This is a genomic window from Mycobacterium sp. NPDC049093 (genome assembly GCF_040704635.1).
In the GTDB taxonomy this organism is placed as follows: domain Bacteria; phylum Actinomycetota; class Actinomycetes; order Mycobacteriales; family Mycobacteriaceae; genus Mycobacterium.
Map to the genome: position 1 here is coordinate 579,065 of NZ_JBEZJS010000004.1, position 20,862 is coordinate 599,926.

The following is a 20,862-nucleotide window of genomic DNA, read 5'->3' on the forward strand; positions in this document are numbered from 1 at the left end:
CCCTTTTCAGGGCCTTCCGCAACCTGTTTGGATTGGTCTGTGTGGTCTACTGCGCAGATGCCGGCTGGATTACCAGCTGGACTTCTGCACACCGGGCAGCTCACCTGCGTGCGCCATCTCGCGCAGGCAGATGCGGCAGAGCCCGAACTTGCGGTAGACCGAGTGCGGGCGACCGCACTTGTTGCACCGCGTGTACGCGCGAACCGCGAACTTGGGCTTCTTGTTGGCCTTGTGGACCAGCGCCTTCTTTGCCATGTGCTCAGTTCTCCTTGAAGGGGAAGCCCAGCGCCTTCAGCAGCGCACGGCCTTCGTCGTCGTTGGTCGCCGAGGTGACCACGGTGATGTCCATACCGCGGGGACGGTCGATGGAATCGACGTCGATCTCGTGGAACATCGACTGCTCGTTGAGGCCGAAGGTGTAGTTACCGGTGCCGTCGAACTGCTTGCCGTTGAGGCCGCGGAAGTCGCGGATACGGGGCAGGGCGATGGAGATCAGCCGGTCCAGGAACTCCCACATCCGGTCGCCGCGCAGCGTGACGCGCGCGCCGATGGGCATGCCCTCGCGCAGCTTGAACTGTGCGATGGACTTGCGGGCCTTGCGGATCTCCGGCTTCTGGCCGGTGATCAGGGCCAGGTCGGCGACCGCGCCGTTGATCAGCTTGGCGTCACGGGCGGCGTCGCCGACACCCATGTTGACGACAACCTTGACCACGCCGGGGATCTGCATGACGTTGTCGAACTCGAACTGCTTGTTCAGCGCCTCGCGGATCTCTTCGCGGTAGCGCTGCTTCAGGCGGGGCTGAACCTTTTCTGGTGCGGTCATCAGATGTCCTTGCCATTGGTCTTGGCGATGCGGACCTTCTTGCCGGTCTCTTCATCGACGCGGTAACCCACACGAGTCGGCTTGCCGTCGGAATCGACCACCATCACGTTGGACACGTGGATGGCGGCTTCCTGGGTGACGATGCCACCCGACGATGCGCCACGCTCGTTCTGCGACTGGGCAGTGTGCTTCTTGATCCGGTTGACGCCCTCGACCAGAACCTTGTCGCGGGTCGGGTAGGCCTCGATGACCTTGCCCTTCGCGCCCTTGTCCTTGCCCGAGACCACCAGAACGGTGTCGCCCTTGTGGACCTTCATTACAAAACCTCCGGCGCCAGCGAGACGATCTTCATGAAGCGCTTCTCGCGCAGTTCGCGGCCGACCGGCCCGAAGATGCGGGTACCGCGCGGGTCGTTGTCGGCCTTGATGATGACGGCTGCGTTCTCGTCGAACTTGATGTAGCTGCCGTCGGCGCGGCGACGCTCCTTGACGGTGCGGACCACGACGGCCTTGACGACATCGCCGCGCTTGACGTTGCCGCCGGGGATGGCGTCCTTGACGGTCGCAACGATGACATCACCGATGCCGGCGTAGCGTCGCGATGAGCCACCGAGCACGCGGATGCACAAGATCTCCTTGGCGCCCGTGTTGTCGGCGACCTTCAACCGCGATTCCTGCTGAATCACTCGATCTCCTGACCTGGATTTGTATGCACGCCAGATACCGACCTGGACGTGCGCGGTCTTTGTTACCGAAGGGCACGCAGGGCCGACTCTTAAACAGCAGTCAACCGAGGTCTGCCCAAGGCAACCCCTACATAGTAGGTGAGCACGGCGAATGCACCAAATCGCCGCAGATCTCCTCACCGAGCGTGCGGTGAGATCGCATCTGCGGGCGGAAACGCGATCTGTGTGCACACTCGGCGCGAGTGCATCGCGCGGTCAGCCGGCCACGCAGCGGAACCCGATGTGGGTGGTCGAGCTGTCCTGTGACTGCGGGGATCGCGCGGCCGGGCGGTAGCGGTGACAGTACTCCGGCGCGCAGAGGTGCGAACCGCCCTTGAGCACCTGGTTCACCATCGGATCGGGATCCGCGGGTGGCGGGCAGCACGCCGGCGCGTCGGCATCTGGCCGGTGATGTCCGGCGAATCGCGTGGTGGTCCACTCCCACACATTGCCGATCATGTCCGCCAAGCCGAACGCGTTGGCCGGGAAGCTTCCGACCGGTGAGGTGCCACGCCAGCCCAGCGCGCCGTCGTTGCGATACGGGAACCGACCCTGCCAGGTGTTGGCCATCAGCGCTCCGCCCGGGGTGACCTCGTCGCCCCAGGCGTAGGTGCCCTCGACTCCCCCGCGGGCGGCGTACTCCCACTCGGCCTCGGTGGGCAGCCGACGGCCGGCCCAGGCGGCGTAGGCCGCCGCATCGGGGTAGGCGACCTGCACGACGGGGTGGTCCGGTGCGGCGGGGTCGCGGTCGGGGCCGAACGGCCGACGCCAGTTGGCGCCGGGCGCCCAGTCCCACCACTGCCGCCAGTCCCGCAGGTCGACCGGACCCTCGGCGGGCCTGAACACCAGGGCGCCGGGCACCAGGTCCGCCTCGTCCACACCGGGATACAACGCGGGGTCCATCGGCCGTTCGGCGATCGTCACGTATCCGGTGGCCTCGACGAATGCGCCGAACTGAGCAGTGGTGACCGGATGTTGTTCGATGGCGAACGCACCGACGGTCACGGCGTGCACAGGAGCTTCTTCGGGGTAGAACGCCGTCGAGCCGATCCGGAAGGTCCCGCCGGGAAGCTCGATGAGTTCGGTGGCCACGGCACCGAGGCTAGTCGTGCCCGCTCATCGGTCGGCTCAGCCCGGCATGGCGATGCCGAAGTCGGCGAGCATCGCAGAACTGGCCTGGTCGAAATCCGGGGTGCCGCTTGGGGCTTCGACGCGCACCGCGGCCAGGAAGTCGCCGCTGTTGGTCCACACGTGAACGATCCGGTCGGCGTATTGGGTGCCCTTGCCCGGCCGGTCGGCCAGGATGCCCATCAGCTTCTGGCCGCTGTAGCCGCACAGGTCCCCGGGCAGCACGCTGACGCTGTTGATGGGGAACTCCGCGACGCGGTCGTTGCTGTACTGATCGAACGCGTCCTGCGCGTCCCCGGTGGTCGGGGTGAGCGTGACCTCGGCGGTCAACCCGGCCCGTCCGGTCAGCCGCACGGTCTCCGCATGCGGTATCACCTCGGCGAACCCGTCGGGAATCCCGACGGTGAGCGTCGGCGAGCCGGGCGCCGGGCTGCGCACGGTGACGGTCGGTCCGTCCGGGGGTGGGCAGGTGATCTCACCGGCGGCCAGTGCCCGTGTGGTCGTGGGTTCGACGCCGTAGGCGGGCAGGGCGAATTCCGGTGCCGGTCGGCCCGACGAGGTGGTCGCCGCGGGAGCTGTCGTGAGCGGTGCTGCCACGGTGGTGGCGGGGGCGACCGGACTGTTGACGGGGCCACCATTGCCGCAGCCCACCATCGCTACAACGGCCAGCGCGCCGACACCCAGCGCCGTCGGGTTCATCGATCAGTCCTTGGCGAACGCGGCTGCGAGGCCGCGCTCGAGGTCCTGATACGGCGCGCCGGACAGGTCGACGGTGACCTGCCGGATGCTGCCGCCGGTGAAGGCGAATGGTGCCCGGTACTGCTGTGACACCGCCGATCCGGTGTTGCGGCCGATGCAGATGCCGCCCCCGGCGAGCGCGAACATGCCGGGATGGGTCTGCATCCCCGCCAACTCGGCGACCGCGGTGTCATCGACGTACAGCGCGGTGTCTCCGAGCGGGGTGTGGCTGCCCTCGACCGTGCCGGCCCGCCGGTACTGCACACCGAAGATGTGCCGTCCCAGCGGGATCGGATCGGGTGAGATCAACGACTGCTCGTGCTCGCCGAGGAAGTTGTATACGTAGTGCAGTCGGCCGTCGGCGAGGAACAGCACATGTCCGCCGTGTGCGCCGCCCTGTTTGAACAGCACGCCCTGCGCGTCGGCGCTGTCCACGGTGACCTCGGCGAGCACCGTGAACGACTGCCCGCGCAGTTCGGCGGCCGCGCCCAACCCGACCTCGGCGGTGTGCGGGTAGTAGGTGTAGCGGGTCCGCTCCCCCACCAGGTACGGCCGCCAGCGGGTCATGGTCTCGAGGATGTTGAGATCGGCCAGAGGCAGCCCGTTGTACTTGTCGGCCTCGCTGAACCACAACGCCGTGAGCTCGGCGAGTTTGTCCGGCTGTTGCTCGGCCAGGTCGTGGCACTGGCTGCGGTCGGCCTCGATGTGGAACAGCTCCCAGCGGTCGCTGTCGAAGTGGGACCAACCCGACGGGGTCGCGGCATGCACGGTGTTGGCGAACCACCCCTTGTGCCAGATGCCCCGGGTGCCGAGCATCGTGTAGAACTGGGTTTCCTTGCCCGTCGGCGCGTCCGGGTTGTCCAGTGCCACTTTGAAACTCACGCCGTCGAGGGGCTTCTGCGGAACCCCGCGCACACTCGCCGGCGGCGTGATGTCGAGCAGGTCATAGACGGTCGGAGTGATGTCGCAGACGTTGACGTAGTTGTCGCGCACGGCGCCGTGGGCGCCAATACCGTTGGGCCAGGAGATGATTGCGGTGTCGGCGATTCCACCCTCGTGCGAGGCGTAGCGCTTGAACAGCTTGTAGGGCGTGTTGAACGCCATCGCCCAGCCGATCGGGTAGTGGTTGTAGGTCTCGGGCGACCCCAGCCGATCGATGAACCTGAGCCCTTCCTCAGCGGTGTCGATGTAGCCGTTGAAGAACTTCGTCTCGTTGACCGAGCCGTTCGGCCCGCCCTCTCCACTGGCCCCGTTGTCGGAGATCACCACCACGATCGTGTTGTCGAGTTGCCCCGTCTCCTCCAGGAAGTCCAGCACCCGGCCGATCTGGGCGTCCGTGTAGGACAGGAACCCGGCGAACACCTCGGCCATCCTGGCGAACAACCGCTTCTCGTCGGCCGACAACGACTCCCACGGCCGAACGGTGTCCTGCACGGGCCACGGTTCTCCGTTGGGTCCCTTCACATCCGCGTAGGGGTTGATCGGCGACAGCTCGGTGTCGGGTGGCACGATGCCGAGCCGCTTCTGGTTCTCCAGCACGATGTCGCGATAGGCCTCATACCCCATGTCGAACCGCCCGGCATAGCGGTCGGCCCAGTCCTTGAACACATGGTGCGGGGCGTGGCCGGCGCCCGGACACAGGTAGGTGAACCAGGGTTTGTCCGGGGCGATCACCTTGGCGTCCCGGATGAACTCGATAGTCTTGTCGGCGAGGTCCTGCGACAGGTGGTAGCCCTCCTCAGGAGTCGCGGGGGGATCGACCGGATGGTTGTCGTACACCAGGTCCGGATACCACTGATCGGTCTCGCCGCCCATGAACCCGTAGAACCGTTCGAACCCTCGTGAACACGGCCAATGCCGTTTGGTGGCAGCGAGGTTGGACTCCTCCAGCGGAGTCAGATGCCATTTGCCGACGCAGTAGGTGTTGTACCCGTTCTCGGCGAGCACCTCCGGCAGTAGGGCGGTCTCGTACGGAATTCGCCCGTTGCAGTTGGGGAATCCGTCGGTGAACTCCTCGATGGTGGCCATCCCGACCGTGGTGGCGTTACGCCCCGTGAGAAGCGAGGCGCGGGTCGGCGAGCACAGCGCGGTCGTGTGGAACTGCGACAACCGCACTCCGCGCTGGGCGATACGGCTCATCGCGGGCATCTCGACCAAACCACCGAAGCAGTCCCACGTCGCGATGCCGGTGTCGTCCCACACCAGATACAGCACGTTCGGGGCGTTCTCGACCGCAGTGGGCGCCGCGAAGGGTCCCCAGTCCGGTTCGGAATCCCGGATGTCCAGTTCGATCTTGCCGTTGAACGCTGAGTTGAACCCGGTGGCCATGGCGAGCCTCACTCCCGGTTGGCTATTCGGCGCGGATCAGACCGATCGCCCGGACGTTACACCCGCTCGCCCGCATTTGCCGGAGAAACTGACGTTGCCTTCGATGTGAACTGCGGGTGCGCTTGATCGGTGAGACCCGTTAGCGGGCCAGCCATCCGGGCGACGAGGGGGCTGGCCGCCGCGAGGGCGGCGAGCACCGTCGAGACCACCGCCGGACCTGTTGCACCGTGCGCGTCAGCCGTGAAGCCGGCGATGGCGGTCCCCATTGCCCCGCCCACGAGCGAAGCGCTGTTGAGCCAGCCGAAGGCCTCCGTCGCGGAGTGCTCGGCGATTTCCCGGGACACCATGAGGTACAGCGCCGACATGGCCGGCGCAAAGCCCAGTCCTGAGACGAACAACGCGACGAACTGCAGCACGCGGTTGTCGATGAGCCCGAACACGCCGGTCCCCACGGCCACGGTCGCCAACGCGGTGACCAATCCGGTCAGCCCGAATCTGCGATGCCCGAGCACCAGACCGCCGATGAGAGATCCCACGCTCGCTACCGCGATGGCCAAGCCGGCCGTCAGTCCGGCGCGGCCGAACGCGGCGACGATGCCGACTTCGAGCGCCATGAACGAGGCGACCAGGGCCAAGCTGGCTGCCATGGCCAGGATCACCGCCCGGTTCGCGATCACCCGGCCGAAGGCTGCGGCACTTCCCGTCGGCGGGTCCGCCCGAAAGCTCTTGGCGCTCAGCAGGAACCATCCGGTGCCGACCACGGTGACGGCGGCGGAAACGACCAATGGCATCGCGGTCGACAGCGCCGAGGCGAGCAACGTCGCCGCCACGGGCCCGACCACCCAGATCAGTTCCTGCGCCGTGGTGTCGAAGGCGAACAGGGCGCGGACTCCGTCACGGGGCACCAGCTGTGGGTACAGCGCCCGGACCACCGGCATCAGCGGCGGAACGGAGGCGCCGATCACCACTCCCAACATCAGCAGCAGCGCCGGGGCGGGACCGCAGAAGGCCAGCGCGACCATGGCGACGCCGTCCGCGAGGGCCGCGACGACCAGCGTGGTGGTCATGGCGCGGGCGGCGAGCCGGGCGGTGACCGGCATGGCCACCGCTTCTCCGACACTGACACACGCCACCGCGGTGCCGGCCAAGGCGTAGGACCCGGTCTCGGACTGGACATGCAGCAGGATCGCAAGGTTGAGCATGCCCAGTGGCAGCCGGGCGAACAGCTGCGAGGCAGTCAGGTTCAGCACGCCCGGAACACGGAGCACGTCGCGATAGGCGCGCATTACCAGCTTCTCCATAGGGAATCGACGGACGTGATGACGATTTACTATACCGTCTGGACGGTATAGTTCGATATCCCTTGTCGTAAGCTCTGGGAATGGCTTCGTCGCGGGACCGCATCCTCGACGCTTACGAGGACGTACTCGCCGTCGAAGGCGAGCGCTACGCCACCCTCGACGCCGTGGCGGCCAAGGCAGGTGTGTCGAAAGGTGGTCTCCTCTACCACTTCCCGTCAAAGGATCGCCTGGCCGACGCGCTCTGCGATCGCCTACTGACGCTGGCAGCCGACGATGTGAACGAGATGCGGGCGGCCCCCGAAGGACCAGCCCGCTACTACATCCGGTCCTCGCAGTACGCGAGCACACCGCTGGATCGCGCACTGGTGGCGGTCTCCCGGTTGCAGCAGGCGGGCGACAACCACGCGCGCACAGTCATCGAAGCGGTTTCCGCTGACTGGCTCAATGCTCTGCACGATGCACTCGGCGACCTCGACGTGGCCCGCGCGGTGAAACTGATCGGCGACGGCCTCTATTACAGCGCGCTGCACCGCGCCCTCGGCGGCCATGTGGCGCAAGCCGGCGACGACGACGGCCTGCTGTCCGTGATCGACCGCATCACCGCCACCTCAGACCCGGCTCAATGACTCCGACCGGGAACCGGTGCGCGCTGCCTGTCTGCCTATCCACAACTGCAGCAACAGCAGCGGAATCGTCCAGCCCAGCCATCCGTCCACGCCCGCGACCAACCACATATACCTGTCTTCGTCGCCACCGAAGGCACTGTCGCGCAACGGCTGGAAGCTCAGGTACAGAACGGGCGCCCAGATCCGGTTCGTGATGATCGACAGCGCCAGCGTCGCGCTGCGCAGCATCTGACGGCGGTGCCGACCGAACCGATGTTGCCGGCCCGCGATGAAGCCGTCCACGGTGAACCAGAGCCACAGCGCACCGAGTGTCACGTTGCTGACCGCCAGGATGGGGCCGAACGGCGTCGCCGCGCCGATCACGATCGCGCAGACGGCGGCCGGTATGGCCGTCGCGACGTAGACCCGTCCGGTTCGGCGGTGCAGCGTCGGATGTCGGCGCCGCAGGCCCGGCCAGATCTGCGCGACTGCGCACACCATCGCCACGCTCGCGAACAGAACGTGTGCGACCAGCAGTGGGTAGTGCAACCCGAACGTGGCCGGCACTCGGGTGCCGCCGGTCAGATAAGGCGGCAGCGAATACGCGAGAAACACCACGACGACCACCGCGAGCGCCATCACCGGTCGGACGGAACGGCCGAATGCGTATGTCATACGCATAAGGGTATGACATACGCATTCCGATGTCACTGATTACGCTGAGCGTTGATGACCGGCCCCGACACCCCGCTCCCCCGCGCGTTGCGCCTGCTCTGGCAACCCGACGCGGCGCCGCGTCGGGCGCGCGGGCTCACCCGGGAGGCCATCGTCGCCGCCGCCGTCGAACTCGCCGACAGCGACGGCCTCGCGGCGCTGTCGATGGCCCGGCTGGCCGAGCGACTCGGGTGCGGCACCATGTCGCTGTACCGGCACGTGGCCAACAAGGACGAGCTGGTCACCTTCATGCTCGCCACCGGACCCGGCACACCGCCTGCGGCACCTGACGGCGCGAATTGGCGTGAGGCACTGACAAATTGGGCGCATGAATTGTGGAGCGTCTACCACCGCCATCCATGGATCCTGCAGGCCGCGTCCGCCGGCCTGCCGGCAGATCCCGGCCAGCTCGCCTGGCTGGACGCCGGGCTGGCGGCCCTGTCCGGCACAGCACTGGCCGAACGCGAGAAGCTCACCGCGGTCATCGCCGTGCTGATTTTCACGCGCGGTTCGGCGGCATTGGCCGTCGAGGCTCACGACGTCGATGACAGCGAGTACTCCGCGCTGCTGCGGCGCCTCGTGACCCCCGTGCGGTTCCCGGCTCTGGCGGCAGCGATCGACGCCGGCGTATTCGATCAATCCGACGACCAGATGACGGAATTCCGTTCCGGGCTGGATCAACTGCTCGACGGCATTGCCGCCAAAGCGGGGTGAGCAGCTAGGGCCGTAAACGGTCCAGCCGCAACGAGATACCGTCCAGCAGCAGCTCCAGGGCCGATTCACAGCCGCTCCGCCTCATCGACTCGTCGAGGAGGTGGCTCGTGGCGGCGATGTTCGGGTGAGTTTCGGCGGGCAACCGCGCGTAGGTATCGCGCCACCGGTCTTCGTCGCGCTGCTGATGCTCAGCGGGCAGGGCTTCGAACGCGGCATCGAGCGCTGCGAACCCCAGCATCTGGTCGATGAAGGCGTGGTACACCTCGACGGCTTCGCGGTCGGGAAATCCGGCCGACCGCAGCAGACCCAAAACCGTTTCGATGACCTGGATCTCGTGGGCGCTGCCGGTGACCCGGCTGGCAGCCAGCACCCCGGCCTGCGGGTGATCGACATAGACGCGGTGCACGCGCAGGCCGAGTTCCCGCATGTCCTCCCGCCAACGGCCGGTCGGTTCCCACCCCTCGACCACCCGTCGCAGCAACTCATCGGTGATGGCCAGCACCACATCCTCGATACCGCGGAAGTAGCGGTACAGCGCGGTCGGATCGGCGCCCAGCGCGACGCCGAGGCGTCTGACCGTCAAGCCGGTGGCACCGTGGTACTGGAGCACGCGCAGTGCGGCCTCGACGATGAGCTCTTCGGACAGGACCACGCCCTGCTTGGTCTGCCGCCGACGGCGCCGCGGCGACTCAGACTTCAGTGTTCGGCCCATCCGTCCCACCTTCGGCACTTACGTCAACGCGCTCGCCTCATGTGCGCACCATCGTATTCGCCGCGGGACCGCCCTATCTACGTGATGTACACCTTCCTCAGGGTTTCCCGGATCGTCCAGGTCGTGCGCTGTCCGGCGTGGAGGCGAACCAGCGCACCGGCACGGAGACCGATTGCCGGGGAGCCGTCGTCGAATGTGATGGTGGCGTCGCCACTGAGCACGACGAACACCTCGTCGGACTCCACATCTCGCGACACTCCCGGCGTGTGCTCCCAGACGCCGATACTCTTGTCCGACAACGAGACCAGGTCGCAATGCGCTGTCGTCGGCGCTCCCGCCACCACCGACTCGGGCGGAATTGCCGTGTGGTCGAGCACCAGGGCCGTGACATCGACGACATCGACCGACGCCTCGTGACTCACGAGTCGAACCCCAGCCCCACGGAATCGAGTGCCTTCAGCAGGACGTTGCGACGGCCCTGGCGATGATCGGCCCGGTCCAGTGACCAGCGCGTGGCCTGAATCCCGGCCGAGGCCAACGGTTCCGGCGGGAACGGCAGGGGCATGGACCTGACCATTTCGAGCTCGGTGCGGGGAGTCGGCTTACCGGTGAAGCGGTCGAGCATGACCTCGGCGGCGAAACGCGTGGCTGCCACGCCGAGCCCGGTGAAACCGGCGGCGTATCCGGCGCGGTCGCCATAGGCGGAGCCGAAGAACGCGCAGAACCGGGTCGAGGTGTCGATCACGCCGGCCCAGCGGTGGCTGAACCTGACGTCCTCGAGTTGCGGGAATGTCGTGAAGAAGTGACCGGCGAGGCGCCGATAAGTTGCGTCACGGTCTTCGTACTGAGGCCGGATCCGTCCACCGAAGTGATAGATCGCGTCATACCCGCCCCACAGGATGCGGTTGTCCTTGGACAACCGGTAGTAGTGGAACTGGTTCGACATGTCGCTGATGCCCTGCCGGTTGCTCCAACCGATTTCGGCCAGCTGGGAATCGGTGAGGGGTTCGGTCATCAACGCGTAGTCGTACACCGGCACCGTGTGATAGCGGTAGCGCTTGAGCAGTGACGGAAAACCGTTCGTCGCCAAGATGACTCGGTCGGCACGCACCGACGCGCGCTCGGTGCGCACCGACAGTGACCCGCCGCGACGATTCTGATCGAGCCCGAGTACCTTGCTGTACTCGTAGATGTCCACGCCGAGGGCACCTGCGGCGCGGGCGAGTTCGCTCGCGAGCTTGGCGGGATGGACCAGCGCGGCAGCGTCCTTCGACCACACGCCGGCCAGGTATGTGGGTGAGTTGACCTCGTTGCGCATGGCCTGCTGATCGAAGTAGACCTGATCGGACCGCAGCGCGGCGCCGGCCAGTTCGGCGGCCTGGTGCGGCTCGACCGCGACCGCAATCGAGCCGGTCCGCTCGAAGTCACAGTCCAGATCCAGGGCATCGACGGTCTTCTCGATGGCGTCGAGGTTCTCCACTCCGAACCGGTCGAGGACGTCGATCTCGTCGGGCCATCGGCTGCGGCCGTTCTCGACGCCGTGGGTGAGCGAGGCCTCGACGAAGCCGCCGTTGCGCCCCGATGCCGCCCAGCCGATCGTCTGCCCCTCGACGACGGCGACCCGGATGCCGGGGTTCCGTTGCTTGGCCAGCAGCGCCGACCACAGCCCGGTGTACCCACCGCCGACCACGACGAGGTCGTAGTGCGACGACGCACTGGTCAGCACCGGGTAGTTGGGCTGATCCGGCATGTCGTCGAGCCAGAACGGCTGCAACACGGTGTTGGCCAGTGAGTGATCAACGAGGCTCACAGCAGGAGCGTTTCGTTCAAATGCGGTTTGCACGGGTTCTTCCTCGATGGTGATGTAACACCAGTAAGAAGGATTTCCCGCACTACCTCAACGGTGTTGACGTAAGCGCAGCAGGTCGCCGATCAACACCCGGGTGTCCGGCACGAACGGCCAGGCCGGATCGGCCAGGTGCGCGGCCAGTTCCTCATCGGTCCACCACCAGCCGTCCACGATCTCTTCGGGTTGATGACGGATCGGACCATCCCAGCGCGCCTCGAATGCATACAGGTGACACCGCATGGGTTTTCCGGCCCATTGCCCGTCCCAGGCCGTCGACGCCAGTGCAGTCAGCGGCGGGCCGCTGATGCCGAGTTCCTCGGCCAGTTCCCGGGCTGCGGCCTGCACGGGCGTCTCCCCCGGGTCGACGACGCCGCCGGCCAGGCAGTCGTGCATGCCGGCGAACACCGCCTTGGTCATGGTGCGCCGGTGGACGTAGATCCGGGCGCCGTCCATCGAACGCACCAGCACACCGGCGCTCGCGTGCCAGAGCCCCTCGGCGTACACCCGTGAACGGGGCGCCGCACCAACGGCATTGCCGTCGGCGTCATACACGGAGACGAGTTCGTCGGTCACGGCTTCACGTTAACGGGCCGCCCGGTTGATGGCTTCCCGTCGATTGGTCGCACCGAGTTTCTTGTAGATGGCGCGCTGATGGGTCTTGAGCGTGTTCACCGAAATCGCCATCTTGCCGGCGATCTCCTGCATCGTCATCGGCGTCCTCAGGAAGGTGAGGATCTCCCGCTCGCGCGGTGTCAGGCCGGCCGCGCCAGAATCCGACCGGCGGTGCGCGCTCGCCAAAAGGGCTTGCTCGACGAAATCGGGGTAGGCGGTGTACGAGCGGTGAGCGGCGAGCAGCTCTTGGCACACCGCATCGGGGTTGTCGACGAACTGGTACCGCACGTGCTCCGGGCACGCCGCAGCCACCACCTCTTCCATCCGTTTGTGAGCCTGCTCGGCCTGCCCGTGCTGCCAGGACAACAACGCCAGCGTGTAGAGGGCATAGGCGGCGATGTACCCCGGTAGCTGCGGCTCCAGCGCCTGGTGGGCCAGCCGATCAGCCAGGTCGAGCGCGCCCAGACGACGGCACATCCCGGCCAGGACCGCCGACACCATCGGAACATGTCGAGAACCGACCACACTCGCGGCCAGCTCCAGCGCAAGGTCATGATCACCGCGAGCCTCGGCCAGGCGGGCGCGGCTGGCCGTCTTGTAGCTGACCCACGGCACGCCGTGAGTGTCGGCATCGGGCATGCGAGCCACGACGGCCTCGGCGGTGGCGAGCACGCCGTTGTCGCGCAAGGTGGCCGCACTGAACGCCAGGAACATCCGTGACGTGTCGGGGTAACCGACGCCGACGGTGCGGCTCGATGGAATCAAATCCTCGACGGCCGCAGCGATCTCACCGTGCCAGAAGTGAATCCAGCCTGACGTGAATCGTTCGATGCCGTCACCGTCGTGGGACAGCCACAACTCAGGAGTGGATTCGTCAGATGACACCGCCAGGTGCAGCGCCTGCTGTGCACGGCCCAATTCGCCCGAGTGGGCCAGCGCGAACGCAAGGCTCTGCCGGGCGCGGTGAGCCACCTCCGCCAACCCGAGGGCCACACACTCGTGCACCGCGGCCTCCAGATACTCCGAACCACGCGTCGGACTGCGCCGCATCCGCGAATCCGCCCAGCCCAGGACGAACAACGCACACGCATAGATACGCGGCGCGACCAGATCACGGTCTGACAATGCGGCCTCGACACGTCCGGCGGCGCGGTCCATCACTTCGCGGTCGTCAGAGATCAGGAGCTGTGTGAGATCGGCAATGAGATCGAGCCGCCCCGGTACGTTCTCCGACTCCGGAATTCCCCCGGCCCGGTTGAACAACAACGCCGCCGTGACGTCGTCGCCGGCCATGGCTCGGCAGCTGGACCGGATCATCAGAACCTCCGGATTCTCACCGAAAGCTTCGGTGAGTCGCACGCACGCCAGATCGAGTGCGCTCGAACGAGATTGCAGCAACAGCTCGAGCCAGCTTTCGGCGACGATGTCGTATCCGAAGCGGTCGTCGCCCCGGATGGCGTAGTCCACCGCTTCCAGCGGATACTGCTGTGCCAGTTCGGCCGCCGCCAACCGATTGAGCCGTAGCCACTCCTCGGGGTGGCGCCGCCTCAGGATCTCCCGGCAGTGCTTGACGAAGATCGAATGCCATTGAAAGACAGCACTTTCTCCAGAACCGATACGTTCGAGGAACAGACCGGCGGCAACGCAGTCATTGAGCAGTTCACCACTGTCCGGTCGGTCCGTGAGTACCTGGGCCAGTCGTTCGTCCACCCGCGGGCACACAGTGGCCTTCAGCGCGAATTCGGCCAGATCCGGCCGCATCCGGGCCAGCACGGCGGTGCCGATGTAATCGGTGAGGTCGACATCGTCGGAGAACGCGGCGGCTTCGTCGCCGCTGACCAGGATGAGTCGAACCGCACCGGGCCAACCGCCGCTCTCCGTCATGATGCGATCGACGTCCTCGGGCCGCACCGACGTGTCGCCTCGTTCGACCAGCGCCTGCACATCGTCTCGGGTGAAGGCGAGATCGGCCGAACCGATCACCGCAACCTTGTCGTGGACCCGCAGTCGCGCCCACGCAGGGCCGACCGGATCGGTTGTGATCAGGACAAACCGCAACCACTGTGGGCCGTTCTCGACCAGTTCCACCACATCGTCATCGCCCCATACCGCCCGCGTGAACTGGAAGTCGTCGATCACGATGGTCACGTTCCGACCCGGATCGATGGCCATGAGCGCGGCAACGGCCGCGTCGTAGGTCGCCGACTCGAATGCGCCTGACAAGGACTGGTCCAGCGAGCTGTCCCCCGCATCGCGCGCGGTGTTCAGCAGTGCGGTCAACATGCCGCGCAGCACATCGCTGCGGTCGTTGATCCGCTCGGTCAGTGTCAGCCATGCCACCGAGCCCGGTTCGGCCCGTTGACGCTCGAGGGTCCACTGTGCGACGGCGACGGTCTTGCCAAACCCCGAGGGAGCGGCGACAAGCACGGCGCGCCTCCTGGCGGTGTGCTCATCCAGCGTGCGGCCGATCGCCTGACGCGGCAACATACCCGGACTCGACGACGGTGTCGTGGCGAGAAACCACGGCACCGGATGCATCGATGATGTTCCGGAGGGCTGCACGTTGGTTCCTGTCGATCACTGTCCCGGGCACGGCGTGTCGCCCTGCGGACCACAGGGCAACACACCATTGTCCCAGCTAGGGGGTGACGATATTGAACCAGAAGGGGAAGGTGTCGAGCAGACCCATGAACTCGTCGAACGAACCGCGGTTCCCGTCGATGGTCACCTTGTTCTGTGCGATCGCGTCCTCCAGCTTGAGATTACCCAGCTGGATGTCGTCGAGGGTCACCTTGTCGAGGGTGACGCTCGCGTTGGCGTTCGGCACCGGCTCCGGGGCGTAGTTGAGGACGGCGTTTTCGACAGTCAGGCCGTATTCCTTCTTGATGTCTTTGAAATTGACGTTCATCGTCAGGTTCTTCCCGGTGGCTTTCTCTCCGTTCAGGCGCACCGCCAGGTAGTCGAACAACATGTCGGGCGGCATCGCCTTGACCGTGTCGGGGCTCGCGCTGTCGAGGCCTCCGGTGTCGGGCACGCCATTACGTAGCTCATACGCACCCTGCAGATATATCGAGCGCCAGGGGCCCGATTCGGCCTGATACCCCAATTGCTCGTACGAGTCAGCGAGCAGGTTCTTGGCATCGGTGTTGTTGGGGTTGGCGAACACCACCTGCTTGAGCACCGTGGCGGTCCAGCGGTAGTTGCCGGCGTCGAAATCCTTCTTCGCCTTGTCCAGAACCGCACCTTCGCCGCCCATGTACTCGACATACTTTTTGGCGGCGGGCTCTGGCGGCAGATCGTCGAGATCCGACGGGTTGGCGTCATACCACCCCATGTACCGCTGATACACCGCTCGTGAATTGTGCTTCAGGGTTCCGTAATAGCCGCGGTCCGGCCAGAAGTTGTTGAGTTCCGGCGGCAACGTGATCTCTTCAGCGATCTCGGAGCCCACCAGACCGTTGTTCATCATCCGAACCGATTGGTCGTGAATGTATTTGTACAGATCGCGTTGACGCTTCCAGTAGTCGATGATGTTGGCGTTGCCCCACTTGGGCCAGTGGTGACTCTGGAACTTGACCTCTGTGTTCTCGCCATAGCGACGGATCGTCTCGTCGATGAACTTGGCCCAGACCAGTCCGTCACGCACCTGCGCGCCACGCAAAGTCAGCAGGTTGTGCATGGTGTTGGTGGTGTTCTCGGCCATCCACATGGCCTTGAACTGCGGGAAAAAAGTGTTCATCTCAGTGGGCGCCTCAGTGCCGGGCGTGTACTGAAATTCCATCTCGACGCCGTCGATCGTCACCTTCTGACCCGTGTGGTCGATGATGTCGGTCGGAATGATCATGCCGGCGGTTCCGGTCGAATTGGTCTGGCCCAGACCAGCTCCCACACCCCCCTGGGCGTTGCGCGGGAGCAGCGCCCCGAACATGTACACCGCACGACGGCTCATCGCATTGCCGGCGATCACGTTCTCGCTGATCACGTCCTCTACGAAGTTGACCGGAGCGATGATCTTCACCTTGCCGGAGTCGACGTCTGCCTGGTTGACGACACCGCGCACGCCGCCGTAATGGTCGATGTGCGAATGGCTGTGTACCACCGCGACAACCGGGCGGGGACCCAGCTTCTCGTTCGTCAGATCCAAAGCGGCCTTCGCAGTTTCCGCCGAGACCACGGGGTCGATCACGATCCAGCCCGTATCACCCTTGATGAAAGTGATGTTGGACAGGTCATAGCCCCGCACTTGGTATATCCGGTCCTTGACCACCTCGAACAGTCCGTACTGCATGTTGAGCTGAGTCATGCGCCACAAGCTGGGGTTGACGGTATCGGGCGCCGCCTTGTCATCGGAGATGTACTTCTTGTACTCCTCCATGTCCCAGACAACGTTGCCGTCGGCATCCTTGATCGTCAGGGTTTCGGGCTTGGCGATCAAGCCGCGCTTGGCATCCTCGAAGTCGCCCTTGTCGTTGAACGGCAGTGTGTCGAGCAGCTTCTGGTTGGCCGCCTTGGTTGCCTCGCTCGCACCCTTGACACTGTTGTCGGTGTTCAGATCACCACCGCCGGGTGATCCGCCGGCAGCCCCACCAGACTCGTCGTTGCAGGCTGCGATCAGCGTGGTTGCGACACCCGCCACCGCCAGACCGCCCAGCACCCTCCGCCGCGGCAACCTCGCACGCAATTCGTCAGGCTTATCAGCTTGATATGACTTCGAATTGGGATCCATGCGTGCAAATTATGCCTCTGCACCATCCAATTGGCGGGTAATTCACCCCAGCGATCTCAATGGTTACACAAAGAGCGCTGCGACCCGCCCGTTGCCGGTAAATCGAATCAGACAGCAAGCAAACAGATGTCGCCTCGCTGCGACGGCCGAGTTCCGAAAATCAATGCAGCTCAATCTGAAATGTCGATTACGCCCACCCGCCACTTCCGGCCTTCGAGGAAGCACGGGTCGACGGAGCCGGCCGTCGGGCAGTTGGTCTTCAGCGTCGGGCACTCGATGTCGTCGCGGTGGCATATCGACCGCATTCGCAAATGGTCGACATAATTGAGTTCCCTCACCCAAAAAGGGTGAGGGAATAATCAATTCGCACCCACCGGTGAACACGGCGCTACTGGTTCGGGTCTACTCTTAGCGACCAGACGCAAAAGTGCCCCAAACCCGAAGGGGTTTGGGGCACTTTTCTGTCTGCTCGCGCGGAGAAGAGAAGGAGCCTTCGCTACTTCGCCTTTTCCAGAACCTCGACCAGCCGCCACCGCTTGGTGGCCGACGTCGGCCGTGTCTCCATCAACGAGACGCGGTCGCCGATACCGGCGTCGCCGTTCTCGTCGTGCGCCTTGACCTTCTTGGTGGTCCGGATGATCTTGCCGTAGAGCGGGTGGCTCTTACGATCTTCCAGCTCGACCACGATGGTCTTCTGCATCTTGTCGCTCACCACGTAGCCGATGGCGGTCTTACGACGGCCGCGCGGCTTCTCGGTGGCCGGGGTGTGCTTGGGGCCCTTGGTCTCTGCCATTACGAATCCTCACCAACGGGCCCGGAAGCCAGACCCAACTCACGTTCACGCAGCACGGTGTAAACCCGTGCAATCTCCTGGCGCACGACGCGCAGCCGACGGTTGTTGGCCAGCTGACCGGTCGCCATCTGGAAGCGCAGGTTGAACAGCTCTTCCTTGGACTCGCGCAGCTTTGCCGTCAACTCGGTGTCGGACAGTTCACGCAGCTCACCAGGCGTAGTTCCCACTGCCATCAGAACTGCTCCTCTCGACTCACGATGCGTGCCTTGATCGGCAGCTTGTGGATTGCGCGAGTCAGTGCTTCCTTGGCGATCTTCTCGTCGGGGTAGCTGATCTCGAACAAAATGCGGCCCGGCTTCACGTTGGCGATCCACCACTCCGGCGAACCCTTACCGGAACCCATGCGGGTCTCGGCGGGCTTCTTGGTCAGCGGACGGTCCGGGAAGATGTTGATCCACACCTTGCCGCCACGCTTGATGTGCCGGTTGATGGCGATACGAGCGGACTCGATCTGCCGGTTGGTGATGTAGGCGTGGCCGAGGGCCTGGATGCCGTAGTCACCGAAGCTCACCTGCGTGCCACCGCTGGCGATGCCACGCTGGCGCGGGTGGTGCTGCTTGCGGTGCTTGACCTTACGGGGAATCAGCATGATTTAGCTCTCCGTGCTCTCAGCGGCAGGCGCAGCCTCAGCAGCGACAGCCTCAGTAGCGGCGGGCGCATCTCCGGTGGCGGCGCGGCCGGCTTCGGTGCTCGTCGCCGTGGTGCCCGAAGAACCGCTACGACGCGGCCGGGTGCCCGACGGACGCTCACGACGCGGCCGGTCGCTGGCCGGTGCGGCGGCGGTCAGCTCACGCTTACCACCGACGATGTCGCCCTTGTAGATCCACACCTTCACGCCGATCCGGCCGAAGGTGGTCTTGGCCTCGTACAGGCCGTAGTCGATGTCCGCGCGCAGCGTGTGCAGCGGAACCCGACCCTCGCGGTAGAACTCCGAGCGGCTCATCTCAGCACCGCCGAGGCGGCCCGAGCACTGCACCCGGATGCCCTTGACGTTGGGCTGACGCATCGCCGACTGGATCGCCTTGCGCATCGCGCGGCGGAACGCCACACGGTTGCTCAGCTGCTCGGCGACACCCTGGGCGACGAGCTGCGCCGTCGACTCCGGGTTCTTCACCTCGAGGATGTTGAGCTGAACCTGCTTGCCGGTCAGCTTCTCCAGGTCGGCACGGATGCGGTCGGCCTCGGTGCCGCGGCGACCGATGACGATGCCGGGGCGCGCGGTGTGGATATCGACGCGAACCCGGTCACGGGTGCGCTCGATCTCCACGTCGGCGATGCCAGCACGCTCAAGACCAGTGGCCAGCAGACGCCGGATGGCGACGTCTTCCTTCACGTAGTCCTTGTACTGCTTGTCGGCGTACCAGCGGGACTTCCACTCGGTCGTGATGCCGAGCCGGAAGCCGTGGGGATTGATCTTCTGGCCCACTACTCCGAGCCTCCCTTCGTCTCGGCAGACTTCTTCGTGGCGGTCGCGGCCTTGCTGCCCTGAGCGCGACGGCTACGTGCCGAACCGGCGGCCGCACCCTTCTGCTTGGGCGGACGGCTTTCCACGATCACGGTGATGTGGCTGGTCCGCTTGCGGATCCGGAACGCACGCCCCTGGGCACGCGGACGGATGCGCTTGGCGGTCGGACCCTCATCGGCGTGGATGGTCGCAACCACCAGCGTCGTCGGGTCCAGGCCCTCGTTGTTCTGCGCATTGGCGGCAGCGCTGGCGATCACCTTGGCGACCGGTTCGCTGGCGGCCTGCGGCGCCCACCGCAAGATGTCGAGGGCTTGCTCGACACTCTTGCCGCGGACCAGGTCGATGACACGACGGGCCTTGCTGGCCGAGACACGCACGAAGCGTGCCTGCGCCGTCGCGGACGGGTATTCAGTGACTGTGGTACTCATCGCCGCTTGCTCTTCCGGTCGTCCTTGATGTGACCCTTGAAGGTGCGCGTCGGGGCGAATTCGCCGAGCTTGTGCCCGACCATCGCCTCCGTGACGAACACCGGGACATGCTTGCGGCCGTCATGCACCGCAAAGGTGTGCCCGATGAAGTCGGGGAGGATGGTCGACCGACGCGACCAGGTCTTGATGACCTGCTTGGTGTTCTTCTCGTTCTGAACGTCGACCTTCTTGAGCAGATGGTCGTCGACGAACGGACCCTTTTTGAGACTACGAGGCATCGCTGCTACTCCTTCCGCGGCCTAGCGCTTCTTGCCGGTGCGCCGGCGACGGACGATGAGCTTGTCGCTCGGCTTGTTGGGCTTGCGGGTGCGGCCCTCAGGCTTGCCCCACGGGCTGACCGGGTGGCGGCCACCGGAGGTCTTGCCTTCACCACCACCATGCGGGTGGTCAACCGGGTTCATGACGACACCACGGACGGTCGGGCGCTTGCCCTTCCACCGCATACGGCCGGCCTTGCCCCAGTTGATGTTGGCCTGCTCGGCGTTGCCCACCTCGCCGACGGTGGCGCGGCAGCGCACGTCGACGCGACGGATTTCACCGGAGGGCATACGCAGCGAGGCGTAGGTGCCTTCCTTACCCAGCAGCTGGATGCTCACACCGGCCGAGCGGGCCAGCTTGGCACCGCCACCGGGCCGCAGCTCCACAGCGTGGATCACGGTGCCGGCGGGGATGTTGCGCAGCGGCAGGTTGTTGCCGGGCTTGATGTCGGCGTTCGGCCCCTGCTCGATGACGTCGCCCTGCTTCAGACCCTGCGGCGCGATGATGTAGCGCTTCTCGCCGTCCAGGTAGTGCAGCAGCGCGATGTTCGCGGTGCGGTTGGGGTCGTACTCGATGTGAGCGACCTTGGCGTTGACGCCGTCCTTGTCGTGGCGACGGAAGTCGATGAGGCGGTAAGCGCGCTTGTGGCCGCCACCCTTGTGCCGGGTGGTGATGCGGCCGTGCGCGTTACGCCCACCGGTGCCGTGCAGCGGACGGATGAGCGACTTCTCCGGAGTCGAGCGAGTGATCTCGGCGAAATCGGAGACGCTCGAACCGCGACGACCCGGGGTCGTCGGCTTGTACTTGCGAATTCCCATATCAGT

Annotated in this window: 24 protein-coding genes; 2 read left to right on the forward strand and 22 right to left on the reverse strand. The window is 65.5% G+C overall.

Translation table 11 applies throughout. The features are described from left to right. Positions 1-69: 69 nt before the first annotated feature. The 8 genes from AB0876_RS18440 to AB0876_RS18475 form a co-directional block, all read right to left on the reverse strand. Entirely contained in the window at positions 70-255 is a 186-nt protein-coding gene (locus tag AB0876_RS18440) for a type Z 30S ribosomal protein S14 (protein WP_003892855.1), read from the reverse strand. 4 nt (positions 256-259) lie between these two features. Then, positions 260-823 carry a 50S ribosomal protein L5 gene (rplE, locus tag AB0876_RS18445; protein ID WP_055109951.1) on the reverse strand — a complete coding sequence of 188 codons (564 nt, stop codon included), beginning with the start codon at positions 821-823 and terminating at the stop codon, positions 260-262. Then, a complete protein-coding gene (gene rplX, locus AB0876_RS18450; protein WP_003883431.1) occupies positions 823-1,140 on the reverse strand; it encodes a 50S ribosomal protein L24 in 318 nt (105 codons plus the stop codon). The genes rplE and rplX overlap by 1 nt, the downstream gene beginning before the upstream one ends. Next, positions 1,140-1,508, reverse strand: a complete 369-nt coding sequence (gene rplN, locus AB0876_RS18455; protein WP_003883432.1) for a 50S ribosomal protein L14 — start codon at positions 1,506-1,508, stop codon at positions 1,140-1,142. Before rplN ends, rplX begins: the two co-directional genes overlap by 1 nt. Before the next feature lie 255 nt (positions 1,509-1,763). Further along, on the reverse strand, positions 1,764-2,639 hold the full coding sequence (locus AB0876_RS18460) for a formylglycine-generating enzyme family protein (RefSeq protein WP_526042577.1): 876 nt from the start codon (positions 2,637-2,639) through the stop codon (positions 1,764-1,766). Positions 2,640-2,675: 36 nt separating this feature from the next. Further along, positions 2,676-3,374 (reverse strand): hypothetical protein, encoded by a 699-nt coding sequence (locus AB0876_RS18465; protein WP_526042578.1) that lies wholly within the window; start codon positions 3,372-3,374, stop codon positions 2,676-2,678. Positions 3,375-3,377: 3 nt separating this feature from the next. Next, the gene (locus AB0876_RS18470; RefSeq protein WP_526042579.1) at positions 3,378-5,741 is read right to left on the reverse strand and encodes an arylsulfatase; all 2,364 of its coding nucleotides are present in this window, start codon (positions 5,739-5,741) and stop codon (positions 3,378-3,380) included. 56 nt (positions 5,742-5,797) lie between these two features. Next, entirely contained in the window at positions 5,798-7,042 is a 1,245-nt protein-coding gene (locus tag AB0876_RS18475) for an MFS transporter (RefSeq protein ID WP_526042580.1), read from the reverse strand. 80 nt (positions 7,043-7,122) lie between these two features. On the opposite strand from AB0876_RS18475, the gene AB0876_RS18480 reads away from it, so the two are divergent. Next, on the forward strand, positions 7,123-7,668 hold the full coding sequence (locus AB0876_RS18480) for a TetR/AcrR family transcriptional regulator (protein WP_526042581.1): 546 nt from the start codon (positions 7,123-7,125) through the stop codon (positions 7,666-7,668). Here AB0876_RS18480 and AB0876_RS18485 read toward each other — a convergent pair. Next, positions 7,651-8,322, reverse strand: a complete 672-nt coding sequence (locus AB0876_RS18485) for a DUF2306 domain-containing protein (RefSeq protein WP_526042582.1) — start codon at positions 8,320-8,322, stop codon at positions 7,651-7,653. The genes AB0876_RS18480 and AB0876_RS18485 overlap by 18 nt on opposite strands. A gap of 54 nt (positions 8,323-8,376) precedes the next feature. Between AB0876_RS18485 and AB0876_RS18490 the strand changes: the two genes are divergently transcribed. Further along, positions 8,377-9,075, forward strand: coding sequence for a TetR/AcrR family transcriptional regulator (locus AB0876_RS18490; protein WP_491837855.1), 699 nt, complete (start codon positions 8,377-8,379; stop codon positions 9,073-9,075). A 4-nt stretch (positions 9,076-9,079) separates the two neighbouring features. Here the strand turns inward: AB0876_RS18490 and AB0876_RS18495 are convergent, their stop codons facing one another. From AB0876_RS18495 to rplB, 13 genes are all read right to left on the reverse strand, one after another. Beyond that, on the reverse strand, positions 9,080-9,787 hold the full coding sequence (locus tag AB0876_RS18495) for a TetR/AcrR family transcriptional regulator (protein WP_491837854.1): 708 nt from the start codon (positions 9,785-9,787) through the stop codon (positions 9,080-9,082). 77 nt (positions 9,788-9,864) lie between these two features. After that, positions 9,865-10,209, reverse strand: a complete 345-nt coding sequence (locus AB0876_RS18500) for a cupin domain-containing protein (RefSeq protein ID WP_491837853.1) — start codon at positions 10,207-10,209, stop codon at positions 9,865-9,867. Next, a complete protein-coding gene (locus tag AB0876_RS18505) occupies positions 10,206-11,630 on the reverse strand; it encodes an NAD(P)/FAD-dependent oxidoreductase (protein ID WP_526042583.1) in 1,425 nt (474 codons plus the stop codon). Before AB0876_RS18505 ends, AB0876_RS18500 begins: the two co-directional genes overlap by 4 nt. 54 nt (positions 11,631-11,684) lie before the next feature. Then, positions 11,685-12,209, reverse strand: a complete 525-nt coding sequence (locus AB0876_RS18510) for an NUDIX hydrolase (RefSeq protein WP_491837851.1) — start codon at positions 12,207-12,209, stop codon at positions 11,685-11,687. 9 nt (positions 12,210-12,218) lie between these two features. After that, entirely contained in the window at positions 12,219-14,735 is a 2,517-nt protein-coding gene (locus tag AB0876_RS18515) for a helix-turn-helix transcriptional regulator (protein ID WP_526042584.1), read from the reverse strand. Between the two features lie 151 nt (positions 14,736-14,886). Further along, the gene (locus AB0876_RS18520) at positions 14,887-16,974 is read right to left on the reverse strand and encodes an alkyl/aryl-sulfatase (protein ID WP_491837849.1); all 2,088 of its coding nucleotides are present in this window, start codon (positions 16,972-16,974) and stop codon (positions 14,887-14,889) included. Between the two features lie 496 nt (positions 16,975-17,470). Further along, on the reverse strand, positions 17,471-17,767 hold the full coding sequence (gene rpsQ / locus AB0876_RS18525; RefSeq protein ID WP_055109976.1) for a 30S ribosomal protein S17: 297 nt from the start codon (positions 17,765-17,767) through the stop codon (positions 17,471-17,473). Then, on the reverse strand, positions 17,767-18,000 hold the full coding sequence (rpmC, locus tag AB0876_RS18530; protein WP_055109978.1) for a 50S ribosomal protein L29: 234 nt from the start codon (positions 17,998-18,000) through the stop codon (positions 17,767-17,769). Before rpmC ends, rpsQ begins: the two co-directional genes overlap by 1 nt. Next, positions 18,000-18,416 carry a 50S ribosomal protein L16 gene (rplP, locus tag AB0876_RS18535; protein WP_205262643.1) on the reverse strand — a complete coding sequence of 139 codons (417 nt, stop codon included), beginning with the start codon at positions 18,414-18,416 and terminating at the stop codon, positions 18,000-18,002. Before rplP ends, rpmC begins: the two co-directional genes overlap by 1 nt. Before the next feature lie 3 nt (positions 18,417-18,419). Beyond that, on the reverse strand, positions 18,420-19,253 hold the full coding sequence (gene rpsC / locus AB0876_RS18540) for a 30S ribosomal protein S3 (protein ID WP_491837848.1): 834 nt from the start codon (positions 19,251-19,253) through the stop codon (positions 18,420-18,422). Beyond that, positions 19,253-19,720, reverse strand: a complete 468-nt coding sequence (rplV, locus tag AB0876_RS18545) for a 50S ribosomal protein L22 (protein ID WP_491837847.1) — start codon at positions 19,718-19,720, stop codon at positions 19,253-19,255. The genes rpsC and rplV overlap by 1 nt, the downstream gene beginning before the upstream one ends. Continuing rightward, entirely contained in the window at positions 19,717-19,998 is a 282-nt protein-coding gene (rpsS, locus tag AB0876_RS18550; RefSeq protein ID WP_003883480.1) for a 30S ribosomal protein S19, read from the reverse strand. Before rpsS ends, rplV begins: the two co-directional genes overlap by 4 nt. Before the next feature lie 21 nt (positions 19,999-20,019). Further along, on the reverse strand, positions 20,020-20,856 hold the full coding sequence (gene rplB, locus AB0876_RS18555; RefSeq protein WP_044516133.1) for a 50S ribosomal protein L2: 837 nt from the start codon (positions 20,854-20,856) through the stop codon (positions 20,020-20,022). Between the last annotated feature and the right edge of the window lie 6 nt (positions 20,857-20,862).